The sequence below is a fragment of the Oryzifoliimicrobium ureilyticum genome (genome assembly GCF_037199735.1).
In the GTDB taxonomy this organism is placed as follows: domain Bacteria; phylum Pseudomonadota; class Alphaproteobacteria; order Rhizobiales; family Rhizobiaceae; genus Rhizobium; species Rhizobium ureilyticus.
The window spans coordinates 82,509-103,742 of the sequence record NZ_JBBBVQ010000004.1; the positions used below are offsets into that span (position 1 = coordinate 82,509).

A 21,234-nucleotide genomic window follows, 5' to 3' on the forward strand; every position below is an offset into this window, starting at 1 on the left:
CAGTTCATGATGCTCGATCCGCTGCAATATGGGCTTGGCGCCGTCTCGGGGGGATTGGTCGGGTTCACGCTCGGCCTTTTCGGCGGCGGCGGCTCGATTTTGGCTGTGCCGCTGATGGTTTACCTCGTCGGCGTGCCGAGCCCGCATCTTGCCATCGGCACCAGCGCTTTTGCCGTTGCCACCAACGCCTTTACCAACCTCATCGGCCATGCGCGGCATGGCCATGTGAAGTGGCGCTGTGCCGGCGTCTACAGTGTTGCGGGCGTTGCAGGCGCCTTGATCGGATCCAGCATCGGCAAGATGATTGACGGACAGAAGCTGCTCATCCTCTTTGCCCTGTTAATGCTCGCTGTCGGCGTTCTGATGTTTCGCCGGCGTGGTGCGGAAGGCAATCCCGGCGCGCAGTGTTCGCGCGAGAATATTCACAAGGTCGCAGGCTTCGGCGGCTTGACCGGCATGTTCTCCGGATTTTTCGGGATCGGCGGCGGCTTCCTGATCGTTCCCGGTCTGATCGCTTCGACCAACATGCCAATCCTTTTCGCCATCGGCTCGTCCCTGGTCGCAGTAACGGCATTCGGCCTGACGACGGCCCTGAACTACGCCTTCTCAGGTTATGTCGATTGGATGCTGGCGGCGGTGTTCATCGCTGGGGGCGTGCTGGGCGGCTTCGTAGGTTCAAGGATCGCCAAGAATTTGTCGGCGCGAAAGGGCACCCTCAACAGCCTCTTCGCTATGCTGATCTTCGTTGTCGCCGGATACATGCTTTACCGCAGCCTGGGCACGCTTTTCCCAGCGTGAGTGGCTGTTGTCTCTTGCCGTCTGAATTCGGCTAAGGGGCGGCGGCATGTTCGCCGCGTGCTGCCTCCCAAACTTCTTTGGCGGCATCGAGATTCATAATGGCGATTGCAAAGCCGGCGATAAGATCGGGCCAGGCCGTGGGCCAGAGATAGGCTGTGATCAGGCCGGCAGCGATAATGGCAAGGTTTGCGATAGCGTCGTTGCGCGCAGATAGGAAGGCTGCTCTTGTGAGCGAGCCGCTCGAATGCCGGTAGGCGGCCAGGAGGTGCGCGGCACCAAGATTGACAATCAATGCCCCGAGGCCTGTCAGCGAGAGCGCAAATGGCGCCGGCGGGACCGGCAGCCAAAATTTCTGCCAAGCAGTCCAGAGAAAGGCAAGGGCAGGGGCGAGCAGGATCAAGGCCATGAGCATACCGACTTGCGCGCGCCGCTGAGCCGTCCAGGCAAGGGCAAAGAAAATCAGGAGATTGACCGCCGTATCTTCCAGGAAATCGGCGCTATCGGCCAGAAGAGAGGCCGAGCCGATGGACAGCGCCACGGAAAATTCTACGCCGAAATAGGCAAGGTTGGCGAGTGCGACGATGAGGACAGCACGGCGAAGACCCTGATCCATTTCCTGCATCTGACCCTTTCTATTTCAGATAGCTGCGCAGAACGTCGATCAATTCCGCAGCACCTTCCTCGCGCTCGGCCTGGGTGAGGTCGGCGGCCGCAACGTGGGACAGGATGTGATCTTCGATGATCTCGCCCATCAGCCCGTTGATCGCGCCGCGCATGCCGGCGATCGCATGCATGACCTCGGCGCAGCCCTTTTCCTCCTCCAGCATCCGCTCGATCCCTTCGCTCTGACCGCGAATGCGGCGAACTCGGTTGATCAGCTTCTGCTTTTCTCTGACGATGTGGCTCATGCGTTTCTTCCTGACGGGGATGATTGCGCCCAGGGGTGTGATCGACGGCTTTGGGCAGATGGCTGGACACCAGCCCCTGGCCGAGGCGAGATAAAGCATTTTCCGCTGTTGTACCATGCCGGCAGCGTCACCACGGAGGATAGGGTCGCTCCCTTGACACATATAGGGTACCCCCCTATACCATCGGCGAATATCTTTTTCAAGAAAGTGCGTGTGATGGGCTCTTTTGCAGAGATCCTCCAACAGGGCAGCGCCCATGCCTGGCTTTTCGTTCCGACCGCAATTCTGCTTGGTGCGCTGCACGGCCTGGAGCCCGGCCATTCCAAGACGATGATGGCTGCCTTCATCATTGCCGTACGCGGCACAGTGGCACAGGCCGTAATGCTTGGGCTTGCAGCCGCGCTGTCCCACACGGCCGTTGTCTGGGCGGTGGCGCTGACGGGGCAATATCTTGGTCAAGGCATGGATGCCGAGCGGACCGAGCCTTATTTTCAAATAGCCTCGGCCGCCATCATTATCGGCATCGCGGTCTGGATGCTGTGGCGCACATGGCGCGAGCAACAGGATATGCACGGCCATCATCATAACCGCCCCCATGAGCATGACCACGACCACGACCATCATGACGTCAGGCGTGTCGATACCGGCCACGGCATAATGGCGCTGGAGATCTTCGAGACCGGCGTGCCGCCACGCTTTCGGCTGAGCTTCGAAAGCGGCTATGGCTTTGCGGCAAAAGACGTGAGGATCGAGACGCTGCGGGACGATGGCACGCGCCAGACCTTCAGCTTTATCGACAAGGGCGGCTATCTCGAGAGCGTCGATGAGGTGCCGGAGCCGCATGCCTTTACCGCGCGGATTAGCCTTGGCCATGGCAATCACAGCCACGATTATGAGCTTGCCTATCGCGAGGACGTGCATAGCCACGCCGGGCTCGATCTTGGCGATGAGGACGATATGGATGCGCATCAGCGGGCGCATGCCAACGACATCGCTCGCCGTTTCGCCAATCGCAAAGTGACGAGCTGGCAGATCCTGATGTTCGGCTTGACGGGCGGGCTCATTCCATGCCCGGCGGCGATCACCGTTCTCCTGCTGTGCCTGCAACTGAAACAGCTTTCGCTGGGCGCTGTGCTGGTGGCGTGCTTCAGCATCGGCCTTGCGGTGACTATGGTCTCGGTCGGCGTTCTCGCCTCGCTCAGCATCCGCCACGTCCAAAAACGCTGGTCGGGCTTCAGCCGCTTTGCCGCACGCGCCCCTTACGCATCCGGCGTCCTGATGCTGCTGATTGCGCTCTATATGGGCTACTCGGGTTTCGTCGGACTGCAATACGGACATGAGACGCAGGCGGCGGCGGTCATCAGTGAAGCGACTGTCAGCCGATAGGGCTCTGCGCCAACCGCTTGGATCCTTGGGTCAAGTCCGAGGATGACGGAAGAGACGTTGCGCTCAAAGCCCTAGCAAGGGTTCAATTCAGTAGATAACCGCCGATAAGACCGACCGCCATCAGAATGGCGGGGCTCCAGAGAGGGCTTTGGTTGGTGAGGCTCATCATCTGCCTGATCAAACTCAAATAAAGGATCAGGCTGACAAGGACGAGGAGCGGGATAAAGACGATCTGGATGGCCAGAACGAGAATAAAGAGCGGAACGGCCAATGCGACGAACACCGTCGCTTCCGCCTTGTGATAGTCGTCAAGGCTTCTATCGCCTTTCCAGCGTCGCCGTGCGCGGGCACGCAGATGGCCAGCCATTTTGCTCAGCCATTCGAGCCGTGCCTCGACCTTCGGGCGGACATGATCGAATAAAAGCGCAAAGGTGGTGAGCGCGAGCCCTGTCCAGATGGTGCCGATCTCCCCGGCCTCTAAAGCAAAGAGATTCTGCGCAAGCGAAGGACTTTGCACAAGATATTTTCCAATGCCGTAACCGCAGGTGAGGCCAAGGCAGGAAAGCATCAGCACTGTTCTGTCATGCGGCGTTGCTGCATAGCGACTGCTCAACGTGACATCCTCCTTCCGGGAATGCTTTGCTCATGAAGCGCCTTATGGCCTAGCGATCGGACTTTAACTGTGTCGTTGTCGATGAAGGAAAATACTGGCGGCACAAAAATGTTGTTGTTGTTTATCCGCCGGCCTTCATAATCACGGCCATGATGCGACGGGGATGCGTCCCGGTATCATAACGTCGACCGCGCTTGCGGCGTCAACTCATCGCGCTCATCTTCTTGAGATGGCTGGCGGGTAGGTAAGGTAGGATGGCAAGTGGGTCTTCTGCCGCTTTCCTGCCACGGTACCATAGAAAACGGAAGCCAGAGTGTAAAAAACCGCTTTGTGGCTCTTGTTGTTCATGCGTTGCTACGTAAAGTAGATTGTATCAGCGCGACGGGGATGCGTCCCGGTGCTGATCTGCAGAGGGAACAGGCCTGTTTCGACGGGCAGTTTCCCCGCGAATTTGACGAACCGAGGTCTCGGTTGCAGTGCTTTTGGGCGGTTGGTTAGTTCCGCCTGTGATCCGCGTTCATTTGAAGCTTTTTCCAGATTCTTTTTCAGGCCAGCATTTCTGCATGATTTGATGCCGATTTTTTCAGTTTTCGCGTTCCTCCCCGCCTGAGCGTCATGTGTCCCGTTGGGGCTGCATGGCGCTCTTTTTTATGTGATGAGAGCGACTTTCACATGATGGATGATATTTCCTTTGAGGATGGTGCGCTTGGCGCTGCTATCTCAATGCCGCAAGGCGAACCCGCTCAAGTTGCAGTCAAGAAAGTTCGCAGCCGTGCTTCGCCCAAGGGGTCCAAGGCATCGGTGGTAGGGACGACGGCCGCCGCCAAGTTCACAAGTGCCAAGTCTACAGGTGCCAAGCGAAAAACGACGGGCAATATGCTCGCTGCGCGCGAAAAGGTGTCTATCGTGGCAGATCCTGCCGGCGAAGGACATGAACTGCAGGATACCCGGGTGCGGCTTGGCGAAGCCTTTCTGGAGGACCTCCTGACGGCCTGGAAGAGCCAGGGCCAGGCGGCCATTTCCAAGGTGATCGACAGCCGTCCGCAGGATTTCTTCAAGGTGGTGGCGGCGACGATGCCGAAGGACGTAACGCTGAATGTCAGCCAGATCGGCGAGTTGAGCGATGCCGAACTGATCGACCGGATAAAGGCACTGGACGCCGCCATTGCGCCCTTTCTCGCCAGCGCTGAGGATGGCGAGGGCAGTGAGCCGGGTGAGCGCCCTGAAGAGGCTTGAGGAAGTGATGTCGTGCTAAGAGTTCGCCGGGCGGACAAGACCGCCCGATCAAGCCGCGCTTAGTGGATCGATGAGCTGTTTTCGTCGCCGAGGAAGGAGCGAATGCCTTCCTGCTCCGCGGTGGCGAGAAATTCTTCCCAGGCTTCCTGATCGGTGGCGAAGGTATCCTCCCAGGTGGTGACATCTTCGTTTTGCGAAATCACCTCGAGGGTCCAGCCTCCCTGGCTGCCGGCCGGCCTGTGGATGTCGACGAGAACGGTGACGCCATCGTCTTCGAACTCACCGGAGAAATCCGAATGTTCCAGTTTTGGTTCTTGCGCCATTGCGGCATCCTTCTTCATTCCTGGCGCGCAGTGCACCCGGACGGATGCACAAAGGAAGCGCTACCTCTTTCTATCTAGGTATCAGGCCAGTCGAAATCGATCCCGATTTTGGGGTCGATGCGAAAGGCCACGCTCGTCTCTTACCCACTACAACCATGCTGGATGCGGAGCAATACTCCCATGCGGCCCCTGCCGAAGCGGCTCAAAGAGTTTTGGATTTTTGACGCTGGTGCCACGTTTTGTTTCTCCCCTTGCTGTTAATGCGGCGCCGGGTAGAGTGACGGTATCATCGGTGCGGCGGGGATGCGTCCCGGCACGGATGCTTTCAAGAGAAGCCTGAGCGCCGTGCGGATGATGCCTGATACAGTGCCGCTTGCAGTCGGTGCATGTGCTTCCTCTTTTCATCACCACCGTCATTGATGGGGCATGGCGGCCAGTCGCGTTTGCGATGAAGGCTGCAATAATCATTTTCTGTTTTTAGAATCGGCGGGCGCGGATGAGCGGATCAAGAGCGGATGCGCGGCCTGTTGCCGCCAAGAGCGGGCTCAGCCCGCTTCTATCGGAGCGCATGGCGGTGGCGGTTGAGATCGAGCGGCGGCAGGCGACGAACAAGCTGCGGTTTTACCGGCCCTATGCCAGGCAGCGAGAGTTTCATGCCGCCGGGCGCGACCGGTCGGAGCGCCTGTTCATGGCCGGAAACCAGTTGGGCAAGACGATTGCAGGCGGTGCGGAATGGGCGATGCATCTGACCGGGCGCTATCCGGATTGGTGGAACGGGGCGGAATTCAAGAAGCCGCCGGTGCTTTGGGCGGGGTCCGTGACGGGCGAGACGACCCGCGATAATCCGCAGCGCATCCTGATTGGGCCGCCCGCCATGGAAGATCATTGGGGCAGGGGCTTTATCCCGGCCGACTGCATCTTGTCGCGCACCCGCGCCAGCAGCGTGCCGAACCTGCTCGACAGCGTGGTGATCCGCTGGGGCGGCGGCGGCGATGTGCAGGCCGGCGAGAGCCTTCTTTCCTTCAAGGCCTATGAGAAGGGCCGCGAAAAATGGCAGGGGCCGACCGTCGACGGCGTGTGGTTCGACGAGGAGCCGAACGAGACGATCTATAGCGAAGGCTTGACGCGCACCAATAACGGGCAGCTCGGCCAATTCGCGCAGATGACCTTTACGCCGCTGCTTGGCATGTCGACCGTGGTGGCCCGCTTCATCATGCCGGTGCCCGGCGATCCCGGCACGGATTCGCGCCATGTGACGACGATGACGATCGACGATGCCGAGCATTATTCGCTCGAGCAGCGCGCGCGCATTATCGCAAGCTACCCGGCCCATGAGCGGGAGGCGCGTGCCCGGGGACTGCCGTCGCTGGGCTCCGGCCTCATCTTTCCGGTTGCGGAAGAGGATATTACCGTCGAGCCCTTTGCGATCCCCAAGCATTGGCCGCAGATCGGCGGGCTCGATTTCGGCTGGGACCATCCGACGGCGGCGGTGCAGCTTGCATGGGATCGGGATGGTGACATCATTTATCTGGTGCGCGATTACCGCCAGCGGCAGGCAACGCCGGTGCTGCATGCGGCGGCGCTGAAAGCCTGGGGCGATTGGCTGCCCTTTGCCTGGCCGCATGACGGCAACAACGACACAGCGGCGGGGGAAAACCTTGCCGGACAATATCGCGCCCAGGGGCTGAAAATGCTGCCGGAGCGGGCGACCTTTACCGACGGCACCAACAGTGTCGAAGCCGGGCTGATGGAAATGCTGGACCGCATGCAGACGGGGCGCTGGAAGGTGTTCCGCAACTGCGGCTCATGGCTGGAAGAGCGGCGCATCTACCACCGCAAGGGTGGGCGCGTGGTGAAGGAGCGCGACGATGTGATGTCCGCCTCCCGATACGCGATGATGATGCTGCGCTTTGCCAAGGTGAAGCCCGCAGCCGGCGACTGGAATTTCAAGATTCAAAAGGTGGTTTGATGGAAGCGGGTGCGGATATGACGACGAGCGTGATTTCTCAGCTCGTGAGGGATTGCGAAAGCTATCGCGAGCAGCTGTCGAAAGACCGCGACCGGGCGATGGAATATTTCGACGGCGAGATGAGCGATGTGCCGCATCAGGACGGGCGCTCCAAGGTGGTGTCGCGCGATGTGCGCGCCCATGTGAAAAAGGTGCTGCCCTCCTTGATGCGCACCATTCTCGGCAATGAGAAGGTTGCGGAATTCCAGCCTGTTGCGGCCGGCGATGAAGACAATGCCGAGCAGGCGACCGACTATATTTCCAATGTCGTCTTTCCCGAGAGCGATGGCTACGACGCCGTGCAGGATGCGATCCACGATGCGCTGAAGCTGCGCAACGGCATCATTCGCTGGTGGTATGAAAAGAAGATGCGCGTCAGCGTATCGGAGCATAGCGGGCTGGATGAAGCCTCGCTGGTGCAACTGGTGGCGGGCGACGATGTGACGGTGCTATCGAAGGCGCGGCGCATCGAGCGGATCGAGACGCCGCAAGGGCCGATCGACATGCCGCTCTACGACGTGAAGATCCGCCGGCGACGCCAGGATGGGCGCGTGCGCCTTGCCGCCGTGCCGCCCGAGCAGCTTCTGGTGCATCCCGATGCGCTGAAGATCGACGAGAGCCCGCTGACGGGCATCAGCATGCGCCTTCGCCGCAGCGAACTGGTGGCGCTGGGCTATGACCGCGAGCTGGTGGAAGCGCTGCCGGTTTCCGCCACCGATCTCGACCGGGACGGCGAAGAGGCAACGCGCCGGCGCGCCTTCCTGGAGCCGCGCGAAATGGCCGCGCCCGCCATGCAGGAGGTGGATTATTACGAGCTTTACGTGCGCATCGACGCCGATGACGACGGCATCGCGGAGCTGCGCCGCATGGTCTATGCCGGCGCGATCCGCGAGGACTGCAAGCTGGAAGACGAGGAATGGGACGAAGTGCCCTTTGCCGACATCATTGCCGAGCGAAGGCCGCACCAACGTGAGGGAACCTCCATCGCCGACGACACGATGGAGGGCCAGAAGGTCAAGACCGTCCTGCTGCGCGAAACGCTCGACAATCTCTATTGGCAGAACAAGCCGCAGCCCATCGTGCAGGAAGAGGCGATCGCCAATCCCGACGCGGTGCTGAACCCGGCATTCGGAAAGCCGATCCGCGTCAATGCCGGCGTCAATGTGCGCGAGGCGCTCGGCTTTACCGAAGTGCCGTTCGTGGCGGCGTCTTCCTTTCAGATGCTGGATTATTTCGACCGGGACATGGCCGATGTGACCGGCATTACCGATGCGGCCAGCGGGCTTGCGCCGGATGCGCTGCAGAACATGACGGCAAAGGCCTCTGCCATGTTCGAGGCGGCGGGCATCGGCCAGACGGAACTGATGGCGCGCACCATTGCCCGGGGGCTGGTGCCCGTTTTCCGGGGGCTTCTGAAGCTCGTCATCAAGCATCAGGATCGGCCGCGCATGGTGCGCCTGCGCGGGCGCTGGGTCTCCTTCGATCCGCGCCCCTGGAATGCCGATATGGATGTGAGCGTCAATACCGGCCTTGGCGCCGGCACGCGCGAGCGCGACATGATGGTGATGCAGATGGTGGGCTCCATCCAGGAAAAGCTGCTGTCTTCCTATGGGCCTGTCAACAACCCCTTCGTGACGCCCGACAATGTCTATAACGCGCTGGCCAAGCTGATCGAGGCCTCCGGCCTCAAATCCGTCGACCGCTATTTTACCAAGCCTGATATGGCCAAGCTGGCACAGATGCAGGCTCAAGGCAGCGACCAGCAGAACCCCGCTCTGCAAAAGCTGCAGGCGGAGACGCAGGCGCGCCTGCAAAAGGCGCAGATGGATGCGCAGACGGACCTCAAGAAACTGGAGATGGAGCGCGAGCTGCGGCTCGCCGAACTGCGCAGCAAAGCCGAGCTGCAGCGCTACCAGATCGACCAGGAGATTGCGCTGCGGCGCGAGCAGAACACGGCGGAGCTGATGCGCGACGAGCGCCTCTCGCCGGCGCGATTTGGAGGCCAAGCTGGATGAGGCAAGGATAGGACGGTTCAGGTCAGCACAGATGCGCTGAGTTACCCTACCTCATTGTTTTTCGCCACTTTCAACTCAAGCCTGCCAGACTTTTGCTGGAATGCCGCAAGTCGAATACACGCTGAGATTTATGTGAAGTACGGTGCGGAAATCTTGTAAACGGGGCGGCAGCGAGGAAAGATAGAGCTGCAACCGGCAGTGATGGGGGGTTGGGTGACGAAGAAGAAGAAGGTATTGATTTGGCTGGGCTCAATTGCTCTCAGCATCATCCTTATTCCAATCATGCTTTTCGCATTGATGATATATATAACCACGCCCTCGGAATTGGAGTCAGCCGATCCGGCTGCCCAGCGGGTTCTCGACGAAGTTGCGAAGACGAGGGAAGTCAAGTTCAACAGCCCCCTGTTTTCAGGTTTCGACACGATTTGCCTTGGCTCCGAACAGCAAGGTCCCGTGCCTTTCGAGGAGCATCGTTATTGCCGTCTCAGCGGCCACTTTATCGCCCTGATGAATTCGGACAAAGGCTCCTGCGCAGCGGCTCCTGTTACTCAATTTCCGGTGCTGAGCGGCAGTATCGATCGCGAATGCGAGTCTCTCGGGGAAAATGGGTCTTTATTGCTTTTTCACCGTGGCGACCGGGATCTTCTGGTTTTGGACAAATAGTGCCTCGCCCTTTCGGGCCGCATATTGGAGCGTAATAGCACCAAAGCTTGCGATGAAAGATATTCGTTCTTCAAAACCAATAGGAATAATGCTCTCAATCGTCTCGCACGCCTCGAAGGCAACGGCTTGGAGACAATTCTCTAGGTGAGCGCTGCCAGGGTCCGATTTTTTTGGTCGCGGTTGAAAGTTTCAACGCTGATATCGTCAATCATCAACGAAGCGTGTTGACGCCCCATTTCTCAAATCACAACTGGAGTCCTTTGATGGCTGGTGAACGACGTCTACCCTCACTCGCAGAGCTTTCCGAGAACTTTGACTGGGATAAAGGGATTTTGAGGCGTTATCCGGATGGAGATGACCAAGGCCGGAATGGCGTTTGGTATCCGTACAAGAGCAGGCTGGAGAACGAGGAGAAGCAGGTCAATATCTTTTCGAAAGCGTTTGGCATCGAAAATAAGCAGGGACCTCATCAATCTGATCAAAATAAAAATGCTTTTGCTCACGCTTTGGTTTCGGCAAGTCTCGCAACGACGGAGGGGCAATTTCTTACGAGAAATCTCGGCAAATTGCGGGAGCACAAGACCTGGTTCACAGACCGCCTGAAGCGTGAATTTGGTGGTGAACCGGATAATAATAGCGTTAAAGGGGGCCTCCTAGATGGCTACCGCGATTTGTTCAATAATGAGGTTGGGCTGAAAATAGCGGATTACGCTTCTGAAAATAATGTTCCCCGTTCAGCGCTTCCTTATCTTGTTAGGGATGCTTTAGAGCAAGGGCTGTTGATCGCAGATGAGACGAGGGATTCACGCGTAATGACTGATGGCCACGCCGAGGCTGCTTATAGTCAACCTTCGCCTTCCGGGAAGGATACTCTCAATCACATTTTAAATTCCCGTCCTTTTGAACCACTACAAAATGTCGGAGAACTCTATTTACCTGTTCCTCAACACCCCAATTGGCCGTGGGATCGATCAAATTCCTATGAGCTAAATTCGCGCGCTGCTGAAGGTTATAAATGAGTCTAATGTAAAAGGGTTTGGCCGCGGTTAACTTATCTTGGCGCGGATGTGGCTCAAGATAACAAGCTTTCCGTGGCCTCCCGTTAGCTAGTCGTTCTTTTCGTTTGCTTGACAGAGCAAACTGCAACGACGTTAAACGGCGACCGGCCGAACTGCGCAGCAAAGCCGAGCTGCAGCGCTACCAGATCGACCAGGAAATTACACTGCGGCGAGCAGAACACAGCGGAACTGATGCGTGACGAGCGCCTGTCGCCGGCGCGATTTGGAGGACAAGCTGGATGAGGCAAGAAGAAAAACTGGCCGGGGCGCGGCTTCTTCTGGACAGCGCCGTCGCGGGCCTTTTGCTCGACGAGATGGAAGCGGCGGCCATCAATCAATGCATTCAGGCGCGGCCCGAAGACGATGCGACGCGCGCCGCCTTTGCCGCCGAAGCACGCGCTATCCGCACCTTTCGCCGCAAGCTGGCGCTGATGGCCGAGGATGTGGCGCAGGGGCAGGCCGGCGCGCCGGCGTGAGACGGAAATGAGATCGGAGATTGCGATTCAACAGCCGGGTTAGGCCGTCACTTTGTACCGCTCTCTTCGATCACCTTGCCGTTTTCAACATTGATCCACTTATCCCGAAACCTATCAAATAGTACCCACGCGGGCTGCTCTGTTGAGGTCATAAACGAGCTGACATATAGATTGTCTGTAAGAGCGAGGGAGATTTCCGGGAGACGCGCAAAGAGGTACGCATCCACGATTGTGCGACCGACAAGATTTTTCAGAAAATCCGGCCACTCGTCTTGTTCGCTCCACGTTCCGCATAAGATCGAAGTTTCGGTCTCAATGCGCCAGCTCCATTCGATCATAAGCGTGAATTCGCCCTTCGGCTCGCCGGATTTGCCGTCTCTGAGAGGACCTGGCGCAAGCTCTCCTAATTCCAAGAACAGAGCCGAGCCGTAGCCTCGCCACACGCGCGAAACAGATTTACCGATGAGGGCGCAACGGTAAGTTTCGAAAATACTAGATGCCATCACAAAGCCGCTTCTTGGTATTTTAGTGTAAGCCAAGCAGTCGCATGATTCTAAAATTTGGAGCAAGTGCAACTTAGGCTGCGTACACAAGGCGAAGTGGCAACGCGGATGTTCTTTACATATATTTTTGCTTCCGCACGCTCGTGATCCACCCGCTAATTCTGCTTCGTTTTGAACATACAGAATCTGTCGCCAGCCGCACGTCAAAATTGCGGTCATGGCTAATGGAGCAGTTGAGAGAGCGGGCAAGCGATAAGTATTAGCTGCTGCCAGCCGCCACCCGCTTTCGTGGCTCAGCGACTTCTGCGCGAGGGGGCGACGCAACCAGTCTGTAAATATTGGAAAACGCAGGTTCAAGCCCCTCAATTGAGAGCAAACCGACGCGCCAGCGGTGGCTCGACGCAACGTTCCCATCGACCCGGCGAGGCATCGGCCCGCCTTCTTTTCACTTACTATTGGAGCTGACAATGGCTGAAAAATCTCACCGCCTTTCGCTGGAGGACTATGCAAGGAGCGTGCTTGATCTTCTAAGGAATCAAGGAAGTGGCGCCGGCGACACCACCGATCCTGCCGGGCCGCTGGATAAAAGCAACACATATGAACTCAACGCGAGAGCGCCGGAGGGCTATTCAAAAGCCGGAGATCCGACAGCCTCGCCTTTTGATAGTGAGAGATTTGGACCGCCTGCCTATCCAAATCCTGATTTAAAAAACGCTAACGCGCCGCATCAACCAAACAATGCCCGTGGTGCGATCGAACAACAGATGGGTATTCCGCCAGCCACAGGTCCGGGCAATCCCTCGCCAGTAATTAATGACTATCAATCGGTGAACCCCGCTGGTCCATTAGGAGGCGAAGCACAGCCATATCGCAATGAGTCAAACCCGCCTGACGCTGGGAGCGCTGGGATGAAGTTGGTTGGCGTAGGTATGCCGGAAACGCAGGATGGCGAGCTTCCTGCAGGCTTCACCAAGGGGCCTTCGAAAAAATATGATCGATATACGTTGCCGGCTGCACCGCCCGGAACATCCGCGAAAGATAGGGCTCCTTATGATCAGGCTCGAAGGGCTGATATCATAGGTGGCCAAAATCGCCCGTTTGAATTTATAAATGAAACTGGAAAGGACGGTAATCACCGGTTGTTTGAGTCTAAAGCAAATGCTTGGTATGCATATCCGCCCGTAGGTGCGTCTGCTGTCGCCAAAAATTCGGAGTTTATAGATAAGTCAGCCCAAGAAAATAATATAGATCCAGCCTTACTCAAGTCACTAATTTACTATGAAAATGCTCACGGCTGGTATGACATTGCGGATCCCAATAACAAATCAATGCGCCCTGGCAATGTTAAAGCAGAATGGTTGTCATTAATGCCGGGGATGAACGAAGATGAGCTTCGACACGATCCAGCCAAAAATATTGAGCTTACGGCAAGGATTTTGGCTGGTATAAAAGCTAGACTAAAAAATCCCACACCAGAAGCGATCGCAACTTTGTATAACGGATTGTCCTATGGGCGCGTTTCTGGGTACGGCCTCGGTGTTACGGACTATATGGTGCAGAAACCCTGGGAGAATTTCGGGCATCGTCGTTTTCGATGATCTATCTGATGAAGATGCCGTGGGGGGCAAGTGCCATTACAAAATGTCTCACCGCCCGGCTCGCCATCTCGGCTTTCGGTGACTTTATTCCCCTTTTGTTCCGTGTTATCACAGCGTGCCGCAGGAGGAGGGATCGATGGGCTTTGTGATCAGAAATGCGAAGGTTTTTCGAATCTTGTTCGCCTGCATTGCCTTCGTCTTGCTGATGTTGGGACATGACGGCGGGACGTGCACCGGGTCTGACACCAAAGTTTTTTTGACGGGTGTTTTTGCCAGTGCGCCCTTCGTGCTTTTGTTCTTCGTCATCGGAATCATGGAAATGATCAATCCCGCGAATGGGCGTCGGTCGGTGATGATTTCGGAGGGCATCATCGCAGCTATTCTCGTGTTTTTGCTTGGGTTCAGTCTCGATGTAATCAGGGTCACTTTGCTTTACGGCAGCAATGCATGCGATGTGCAAGGGTTTGACGGACCGATCAATTACGGGCCGTATTTTTCCGGACCTTATGACGCCGATACGGTGTTGATCGGCATCGGCTTTGGCCTTGCCCCGCTTATCATGCTGATCATGTCGCTTTCACTGCTTTTGATGTCAGTGCGCGCCTCGCATAGAGCGATGCCGCGTACGTGAGTTCATTCGCTCTGTGAAGAGGGGCTGCTGCTGCGGTGTTTGGCAGTTCATTGCGGGATGAAAAAATAGGCGCGGCTATTTATGTCTTCGTGTGGCTCTGCTTGCAAAGTTACTTCACGCCTTGAGTGGAAATCTTACTCTGTATCTCCAGGAAAAAAAGGCGCAGCCGATTGCAGTCAGGAACGCCGCTAGAAACAGCGGCTCCGGCAACATCGCGTGAGACTTAAAATCGACCAACCAGAATTCAACCAAAGCTGCCATCAAGAACGTGATCGATGTCGTTGCGAGGCTGGACAGAGCGAGATTTTGATGAAGCGTTGCGGCATATTTACGGTAGATTGCGTAGAGAAGCAGGACTGCCGGAACGGAAAAGAACAAAACGATTGGTAGTATAAGCAGGTATCCGGCGTTGATGGTCGGGCAGATCGCGCTTCCTGCCACAATGCCGAAGAAATAGGCGTGGGCAAAGAGTTCGCCTTGAGGCTCGTCGGATGTCATGCGTTCATTCCTTGCGCGTACCGGTGTTCGATCCAAACCAATTTATTGCAGCTTGTGCCTGTCGCCTTCGCAACCGGAAAAGGTTTGGGCGCTGGAAACATGACACGGAACATAAAGGAAAAATAGGGGTAGGTGAATGCTGCAGTTCCTGTAAAGCCTAATGGCGTAGTTCCTTACATGACGACAGGATATGACGCTGAGCTATGCTGCATCAGCCCGTTTCGGCTCTTGAAAAAAGGGTTGCCTGTGAAAGCGTCGGCAGATCACAGTGGCTCGCCTTCATCCAATGCGCGCGCCGTCTGAGAAGGCGGGGTTGACCCTCGTTTCACGCCAGCCGGACAAAGGCTAGCCCGATGTCTTTTCGTCGCAAACCTTCTTGAAGCCGGAAATGGACTGGCTGTCTTTCTCGGCGAGCTTGACGATACTGTCGATATGTTGCTGCAGATACTGATCAGCCTTTTCGGCCGTCTCGCCCCCAGCCACCACATCGGCCTTGCCGGTCTGCGCGAGCCGGTCGAACTTTTCCTTCGCCAGAGCCGCGTTCTTCGTATCGCCCGCTTGCTCATAAACGCGCGCGACGACGCCATACAAGGCGGCGCAAGGCAGAAAATAAGTCGCCTTCTTCTGAGCCTCCGAAAGAGGCGCAGCCTGCGCCGCGCTCACAAAAGCGAAGAGGCCGGCGAGGATGGTTCTATACATATATTTTCTCTGCCGCGCGCTCATGATCCGTCCGATGATTATGCTTCGTCTTGAACATACAGATTCTGTCGCCGGCCGCATGTAAAAATTGCGATCATGGCTAATGGGGGGCGCGGCGACCGAGCACTGATTGCTGCCCACCAACCCGGCGAGGCATGGCCCCGCTTTCTCTTCACTTACTATTGGAGCTGACCATGGCTGAAAAATCTCGTCGCCTTTCGCTGGAGGAGGTTGCAAAGCATTATCTTAATATGAAGGTCAATGCTCCAGCTTCCGATCTTGATGCAGAGGTTGGGGCTGCAAATGGGCCCAACTCACCTCTATCCCAAGATTACTATTTCGCTGGCGAGCCTGACGAAGCTGACGACGACGCAAGCGGAGTAAAATATGTTCGGGTGATGTATGGTAAGCCTCCTGAGGACAGTGCCGATGGTTCCGGCGCCTTGCCGAATGGAGACGCGCTGAAAGGTGATCGCTTGCCGGTGGCGGCTCAAGGCTCTGATACCCCTCAGAGGGCCGACCTTCCGACCGCCGCGCAACTTGCCGCTGCGAAAAGCCGCCTTGAGTGGGACGGTTCAAGCGATCTGGAGCTTGATCCCTATGGGTCGGAAGGGATCAAACCTGCGACTGATCCGGAGAGAAGTTCTCCTTATGTTGTTGAGAAAGCCTCTGAAGCGGCGTCGCCTGCGATACGGCCGAAATACTTAAACGGTCCGACAATCGAAAATGCTCAGAGACTGGCGCTCTCGCGGGCTGCACAACCACAATATTTAAGCGGTCCGACGATTGAGAACGCACGGATACTTGCGGCCAACAAGACGCCAGAAGTCGCAACCGGACAGGATGACGAACCGGGCTATTGGGGAATGGCGCGTCGCGCGGTCCGCAATGCGACAGACCGTGCTTCAGATGCCGTAGAAAGTTTGCGCAGTGGGGCCAATGCATTCAGGGCCAGTGCCGTAGATGGTGTTCCTGTAGCTGGTCCATACCTGCGGAGCGGAATTAACGGCATATCGGCTGGTATCCAATATCTGGGCGACGATAAGAGTTATTGGGAGAAGTACCAAGAGATTAAAGCCAGGGAAGAGGCAGATATTGAGGCCAATCCGAAAGCCGCTCTTATAGGAAGTATTGCGCCGTCTGTCGTTGGGGCCGTCGTAGCACCAGAAATCGGAGTTCCCAACCTCGCGTATCGACTTGCCGGAGGCGCTGTTATTGGAGGAGTAGATGGCTTGGTCCGCTCGGGCGGCGATTGGAACGCTGCCGGAAAAGGTGCTTTGACCGGCGGCGGAATCGCATTGGCTGGCCCTTTAGTTGGCAAGGCCATTGGCCCTGTGGTTGAGGCTGTTGGAAAAGCGGTGACGCCCGTGATCGGTAATACGGCGGCGAAAGTCGGTGCTAAATCTGCGACGTCGATGGCGACTGGTGGGCTAGTCGGCGGGACTGGTGCAGCTATCGGTTCAGGCGGCGATCCGGAGGCGATCAGAAACGGCATCTACGCGGGCCTTTTGACCGGGGTTGCTGCGCACGCTGCTGTGGGTGGAGCTAAGAGGCTTATGGGCGGGCCGCTTCCGGCTCTTTCTGAACGCGTTAACCAACAAGCTGAAAATCGAATCTTGAGTGAGAAAACGTCACCGAAAGAATTCTTCCATGCACGCGAGACAGGACGCGAAACAGATTGGCCACCACTTGAGCAGTCACCTAATGAAGGCATTTTCGATAAAGATGCTACTGAGACATACAGCAAAAATGCGCCTGCACGTCCTGATGGCAAAATTGCCATTGACGATAGAGGCAATCCCATTGTGGCGCGACATATTTTTGGTGTTCAAAGACCAGGAGAGATTAATACTGGTCAAACTGCAGATCAAGTTGAAAAAATTATAAGGGACATGTCTGGTTCTGACGCGATTTTTGCTCCCTTAGGCCAAGATATCTCTGGTAAAGTTGTTACAGGTAAGGGCAAAACCGCGGTTTATCTTAATGAACGCCTGCATGAAGCAGATGTGCCGAAAGTAGGTCTTCATGAGGCCGGACATCTCGTCGAGCATAAATTCGGTAAACTCGATATACCTGAGGAAGCGAGGGGAGATCTTGAACAGAATTACCAAAGAACATTGAGCAAGTCTGCTGAAAGTAAATTGTTTGCAAGATACCCGACCCCAAATCCAATTCTACCTAAGGACGTAAATGCGCGGTATGAGGATCCAGCCAAGGGCGACAGCGAATTAATAGCGCAAGGGATTGCGTCTTATGGTCTTTATCCGAACTGGTTTAAGGAAAATTTCCCTCAAGCAGTTGAATTCTTCAAATCACTTAATGGTCATCCAGCCATCAAGGATCTTTTGCACTTCAACAGTCTAGCAGCTACTTTGACCGGTGGAGCCGCCGCTATTGCTGTTGCTGACCGAGAAAAGCAATGACGTTCATCGGTTATCGTCGTAGGTCAAGAAGTCGTTATGAGCACATATCATCATGCAGTTGATCGTTATATGGATCGCAGGATCCCTACAGGCCATTTCTTCGGCGGTTCTGGCCGCAGAGATCCTGTAAAGCATTTGTGGGTGCGGCTTAGCCACTCGCACGAGTTCATGTTTTACAGGCCAGAGGAATGGCCGGAGGATTTCCAAGCGGGTTTTGCTGTTCTTCGGGATACCTATATCAATGAATGGAAAACAAGATTCCGCCAGCTGTGGCAATGGGATCGGCTTCTTTTTCTAGATCCAGACGAGCCTGAGACATGGCCGGCTTGGCTGAAGCGCAAGCTCGATATCAACCCACTTTTCCTCAATCAATGGGTACTTTTTAGATTCTGGCTGGAAAGGTGGCGAAGAGATGCCATCAAAGAATTCCGTGAATGCCTAGAGTCCGGCCGGCAATTGCCGCGCTGGCTTCAACTCAGTCTGGCGCAGCAGCCGGACTTGCTTGATCGCCACGACCTTATCGCACCCCGACTTCTCCCACTGCCTCGTGCGAAATTTTCGCCGTATGACTCCAAGAACTGGCCGTTTTGGCTGGTTGAGGTGATTTCACAAGATGAGTCCTATCTGGAAGAGTGGCGGATCGAGTTTGATTTGCTTCCTTCGCGTGTAAAACCATTTTTCGATGAGGACATTGCGGTCGAACATCTTCCGCTGGTGTGGATGTCTTTGGTTTACCCGATTGAACGGACGGGTGAGTTAATCTGGACGACGCAATTCGAGCCAACAAAATGGCTCGGTTACGTGCCGGAGAATATGCTACGGCATCCTGATTACGGACCAGCAATGAAGAGAGCCGTGGATGCCAACAAAAAGCGCTACCGGCTTCTTGCTGCCTTTGGCGGTTTCCATGGTCCTCTCGAACCATGGCTCCTGCGTGAACTTGACGAGAAGCCGACCTTGCTTACGGATCTTCGTGCTCGGGTCGAAAAGCGTTGGCCGAAATTTTTGACGTCGGACATAGCGACCTCAGAACGCAAGTGGGGTATCTTGCGCAGGGATAAGACGTCAGATTTTTTTCCTAAGGTTCGTTTCAAGAGGGAACAGGGATATTTCTGGTGGCCGGAAAATACCAAGATTGTCGTTACAGACGAAGAATTCTACCAGTATTGCGGCATCTGACCCAGGATACTGCTCGTCAGAATTTTATGGTTGACTATAGACGGACGGCCTTTCAACGCCGGTTATATCTCTCTTGATGATTTGGCGCTCGGCGCGGGCGCGCTTCATCTGAAAACATCAGGCTGATCGAAGAATATTTTAGACATCGCGTTTTGGCGCTTGTTGTTAATGCGCGGTTCCCTAAGATGAAAATATATCCGGATGACGAGGGTTCGTTTAAGGCTCCGTCCTCTGGCCTTGCGGCAAATCTATATGCACCGTGTGTAACGCGGATAGTGGGCGCAGGGGTGACTTGAACTTGTGCAGCGGTCAGCGTGTTCGGCAGAATGCGCGGCGCTGCGGGTGCGACGGGGATGCGTCCCGGCACCGATTGGAGAGGCGCTGTCTTCTCATGCTGTCGCGCGCGTCGTGGCAGCAGAAGACGTTGAACCCGCGCTGGCCGGTTGGATCGCTCGTTTTGCGAGTGATTTACGAGCCGTGTGCTTCTTCGCGGTAAATCGCTTCGCGCTTTTCTGGCCGGGGCTTTTTTGTTGCCGCCCGTCCTAACGGAAAACCGCTTCACACTTTTCCTGGACGGGCTTGGAAAAAAGGAACATCCATCATGAACGAGACAGCGAGCTTGCCCGATGGCGGCGGGAGCGGAAGCCTTGATGCGACCGATCTCGACAATCCCGATATCCTGAATTTTCAGGAGCGGGAAGACGAGGAAGCGGAGCGGCTGGCCGGGGAGGCCGGCGGAGCTGAGGAGCCGCAGGACGGTTCGCCCGGCGAGGACGAGGCGGTCGGCAGTCTCGACGAGGAGGCGCTGCGCGAGGCTGTGCTCGATGAGCTTCTCGTCAGCGTTGCAGGCGAAGAGGTGCCGCTCGGGGAATTGAAGCTCGGCTATCTGCGCGACCATGATTACCGCATGAAGAGCCATGAGGTGGAGATGCGGGCGCGCGGGCTTGAGGAGATGTCGAGCCGTGTTGCCAATACCGCCGATATTCTGGCTGAGCTTCTGGCGGCTTCCCTGCCGCCTGCGCCATCGCCGCAGCTCGCGTCGACCGATCCGCAAAGCTATGCGCAGTTGAAGGCGCAGTATGATGCCGGCGTTCAGCAGATCGAACAGCTGATGGCGCTAGGGGCCTTGCCGCGTGACGTCAAGGACCACCTGAGCGATGAGCAAATGCAGGCGAAGCTCGCCGACGAAGATGCCAAGCTGCGCTCTGTCTTTCCGCAGACCAGCGAGCCCGAGGGCCGCGAAGCCTTCTTCCAGGCGGCTTTCGACACCGGCCGGCATCTCGGCTTTACCGATGAGGAAATGCGCGACTTTACCGACCACCGCTATCTCAAGGTGATCCATTTTGCCCGGCTCGGCCTGCAAGCCGAACAGGCGAGGGCCGCGGCGATGCGCAAGGTCAACAACGCCCCGCCGCCTGTGCCGCGCGGTAAGGCGGCCAACCGAAACACCGAGAACCGCCGCAGCCGGGAGGCCATGGCGCGCCTGACGCAGAGCGGCTCGCTGCGCGATGCGCTGGAGATCGATTTTTAATCGGCGACCAAGCCTGTTCGCAAATGCGCCTCGTCCATCAGGCTTGGGAAAACAAGTCCGATTTTTGGGGTCGACGGTCTAGGGCCAGTTGCTATTCACATTCCAGGCCGAATTCATCGCGATATTGTTGCAACTCTTCCTTCGGGCCGGCCAAAAGCAAGGGGCAGGCGGTATAATTGCCCTTCATCTTGCCATGGTCCACATAGGTCCAGTCGAAGATATCGGACTTTTTGAACTCCACCTTCTCGTCGGGCTTAATGTTCTGGATATATTGCGGCGTGTCGCCCAATAGAGCGGTGTAATGATCGCCGGACGGCTTGATCTGATAAACCCACATATATTCGACCTGGGCGCCGGCCTGATCCGTGGTGAGCGCAATGCCGGTGCCTTTATCCTCGAAACCCAGCTTCACTGCGTAATTTTCCGTGCCTTCTGGTGGGTTGCTCAGTTTCTCGAGAAAATCGTCGAGGCCTTTTTCGGATTTTTCGTGTGCCTTGATCATGGCTGGATCGCCATTAGGGCTCATCTTCACGTTTGGGTTGTCTTGGGAAAGCGCCGATTGCAGACCAAGAAGGACAGTGAAAAGCGTGGTAGCTGCGAAGGCTGAAAGAACAGAGCGTATCATTTGACCAACCTGAAATTGCTGAAAACATTCGCAAAGAATAAGAGTCACAGGTCGAATTTCAAT

The 21,234-nt window shown here is 56.4% G+C and carries 21 protein-coding genes; 13 read left to right on the forward strand and 8 right to left on the reverse strand.

Translation table 11 applies throughout. The annotated features are described in order from the left end of the window. The first annotated feature begins 6 nt into the window (after positions 1-6). Positions 7-798: a sulfite exporter TauE/SafE family protein gene (locus VQ830_RS07660; protein ID WP_337267493.1), complete on the forward strand. Its 792-nt coding sequence runs from the start codon at positions 7-9 to the stop codon at positions 796-798. A 31-nt stretch (positions 799-829) separates the two neighbouring features. Here VQ830_RS07660 and VQ830_RS07665 read toward each other — a convergent pair whose 3' ends face one another. Then, positions 830-1,411, reverse strand: a complete 582-nt coding sequence (locus tag VQ830_RS07665; RefSeq protein WP_337267686.1) for a cation efflux transmembrane domain-containing protein — start codon at positions 1,409-1,411, stop codon at positions 830-832. Between the two features lie 19 nt (positions 1,412-1,430). Further along, positions 1,431-1,706: a metal/formaldehyde-sensitive transcriptional repressor gene (locus tag VQ830_RS07670; protein WP_337267687.1), complete on the reverse strand. Its 276-nt coding sequence runs from the start codon at positions 1,704-1,706 to the stop codon at positions 1,431-1,433. 216 nt (positions 1,707-1,922) lie between these two features. Between VQ830_RS07670 and VQ830_RS07675 the strand changes: the two genes are divergently transcribed. Beyond that, a complete protein-coding gene (locus tag VQ830_RS07675; RefSeq protein WP_337267494.1) occupies positions 1,923-3,092 on the forward strand; it encodes a nickel/cobalt efflux transporter in 1,170 nt (389 codons plus the stop codon). A gap of 82 nt (positions 3,093-3,174) precedes the next feature. Here the strand turns inward: VQ830_RS07675 and VQ830_RS07680 are convergent, their stop codons facing one another. Then, complete coding sequence (locus VQ830_RS07680; RefSeq protein WP_337267495.1) at positions 3,175-3,705, reverse strand: hypothetical protein; 531 nt, start codon at positions 3,703-3,705, stop codon at positions 3,175-3,177. Between the two features lie 672 nt (positions 3,706-4,377). Here VQ830_RS07680 and VQ830_RS07685 point away from each other — a divergent pair. Next, entirely contained in the window at positions 4,378-4,941 is a 564-nt protein-coding gene (locus tag VQ830_RS07685) for a hypothetical protein (protein ID WP_337267496.1), read from the forward strand. A 59-nt stretch (positions 4,942-5,000) separates the two neighbouring features. Here VQ830_RS07685 and VQ830_RS07690 read toward each other — a convergent pair whose 3' ends face one another. After that, positions 5,001-5,264 carry a hypothetical protein gene (locus VQ830_RS07690; protein ID WP_337267497.1) on the reverse strand — a complete coding sequence of 88 codons (264 nt, stop codon included), beginning with the start codon at positions 5,262-5,264 and terminating at the stop codon, positions 5,001-5,003. 496 nt (positions 5,265-5,760) lie between these two features. Between VQ830_RS07690 and VQ830_RS07695 the strand changes: the two genes are divergently transcribed. The 5 genes from VQ830_RS07695 to VQ830_RS07715 all read left to right on the forward strand — a co-directional run bounded on the left by VQ830_RS07695 (position 5,761) and on the right by VQ830_RS07715 (position 11,484). Then, complete coding sequence (locus VQ830_RS07695) at positions 5,761-7,233, forward strand: terminase large subunit domain-containing protein (protein WP_337267498.1); 1,473 nt, start codon at positions 5,761-5,763, stop codon at positions 7,231-7,233. Continuing rightward, on the forward strand, positions 7,233-9,287 hold the full coding sequence (locus tag VQ830_RS07700) for a portal protein (protein WP_337267499.1): 2,055 nt from the start codon (positions 7,233-7,235) through the stop codon (positions 9,285-9,287). The genes VQ830_RS07695 and VQ830_RS07700 overlap by 1 nt, the downstream gene beginning before the upstream one ends. Before the next feature lie 213 nt (positions 9,288-9,500). Further along, positions 9,501-9,950, forward strand: coding sequence for a hypothetical protein (locus VQ830_RS07705; RefSeq protein WP_337267500.1), 450 nt, complete (start codon positions 9,501-9,503; stop codon positions 9,948-9,950). A 263-nt stretch (positions 9,951-10,213) separates the two neighbouring features. Continuing rightward, positions 10,214-10,969, forward strand: coding sequence for a hypothetical protein (locus VQ830_RS07710; protein WP_337267501.1), 756 nt, complete (start codon positions 10,214-10,216; stop codon positions 10,967-10,969). Positions 10,970-11,247: 278 nt separating this feature from the next. Further along, complete coding sequence (locus VQ830_RS07715; RefSeq protein ID WP_337267502.1) at positions 11,248-11,484, forward strand: hypothetical protein; 237 nt, start codon at positions 11,248-11,250, stop codon at positions 11,482-11,484. A 47-nt stretch (positions 11,485-11,531) separates the two neighbouring features. Here VQ830_RS07715 and VQ830_RS07720 read toward each other — a convergent pair whose 3' ends face one another. Then, on the reverse strand, positions 11,532-12,344 hold the full coding sequence (locus VQ830_RS07720) for a hypothetical protein (RefSeq protein WP_337267503.1): 813 nt from the start codon (positions 12,342-12,344) through the stop codon (positions 11,532-11,534). A gap of 110 nt (positions 12,345-12,454) precedes the next feature. On the opposite strand from VQ830_RS07720, the gene VQ830_RS07725 reads away from it, so the two are divergent. Both VQ830_RS07725 and VQ830_RS07730 read left to right on the forward strand, forming a co-directional pair. Continuing rightward, complete coding sequence (locus VQ830_RS07725; RefSeq protein ID WP_337267504.1) at positions 12,455-13,585, forward strand: transglycosylase SLT domain-containing protein; 1,131 nt, start codon at positions 12,455-12,457, stop codon at positions 13,583-13,585. Between the two features lie 136 nt (positions 13,586-13,721). Beyond that, positions 13,722-14,216: a hypothetical protein gene (locus VQ830_RS07730; RefSeq protein ID WP_337267505.1), complete on the forward strand. Its 495-nt coding sequence runs from the start codon at positions 13,722-13,724 to the stop codon at positions 14,214-14,216. A gap of 114 nt (positions 14,217-14,330) precedes the next feature. Here VQ830_RS07730 and VQ830_RS07735 read toward each other — a convergent pair whose 3' ends face one another. Both VQ830_RS07735 and VQ830_RS07740 read right to left on the reverse strand, forming a co-directional pair. After that, entirely contained in the window at positions 14,331-14,714 is a 384-nt protein-coding gene (locus VQ830_RS07735; RefSeq protein ID WP_337267506.1) for a hypothetical protein, read from the reverse strand. Between the two features lie 345 nt (positions 14,715-15,059). Next, on the reverse strand, positions 15,060-15,413 hold the full coding sequence (locus tag VQ830_RS07740; RefSeq protein WP_337267507.1) for a hypothetical protein: 354 nt from the start codon (positions 15,411-15,413) through the stop codon (positions 15,060-15,062). Between the two features lie 194 nt (positions 15,414-15,607). Here VQ830_RS07740 and VQ830_RS07745 point away from each other — a divergent pair, with 194 nt between their 5' ends. From VQ830_RS07745 to VQ830_RS07755, 3 genes are all read left to right on the forward strand, one after another. After that, entirely contained in the window at positions 15,608-17,836 is a 2,229-nt protein-coding gene (locus tag VQ830_RS07745; protein WP_337267508.1) for a collagen-like triple helix repeat-containing protein, read from the forward strand. 36 nt (positions 17,837-17,872) lie between these two features. Further along, entirely contained in the window at positions 17,873-19,015 is a 1,143-nt protein-coding gene (locus tag VQ830_RS07750) for a hypothetical protein (RefSeq protein ID WP_337267509.1), read from the forward strand. A 619-nt stretch (positions 19,016-19,634) separates the two neighbouring features. Beyond that, positions 19,635-20,546, forward strand: a complete 912-nt coding sequence (locus tag VQ830_RS07755; RefSeq protein ID WP_337267510.1) for a hypothetical protein — start codon at positions 19,635-19,637, stop codon at positions 20,544-20,546. A gap of 91 nt (positions 20,547-20,637) precedes the next feature. Here the strand turns inward: VQ830_RS07755 and VQ830_RS07760 are convergent, their stop codons facing one another. Next, on the reverse strand, positions 20,638-21,171 hold the full coding sequence (locus tag VQ830_RS07760) for a YegJ family protein (protein ID WP_337267511.1): 534 nt from the start codon (positions 21,169-21,171) through the stop codon (positions 20,638-20,640). Positions 21,172-21,234 lie beyond the last annotated feature (63 nt).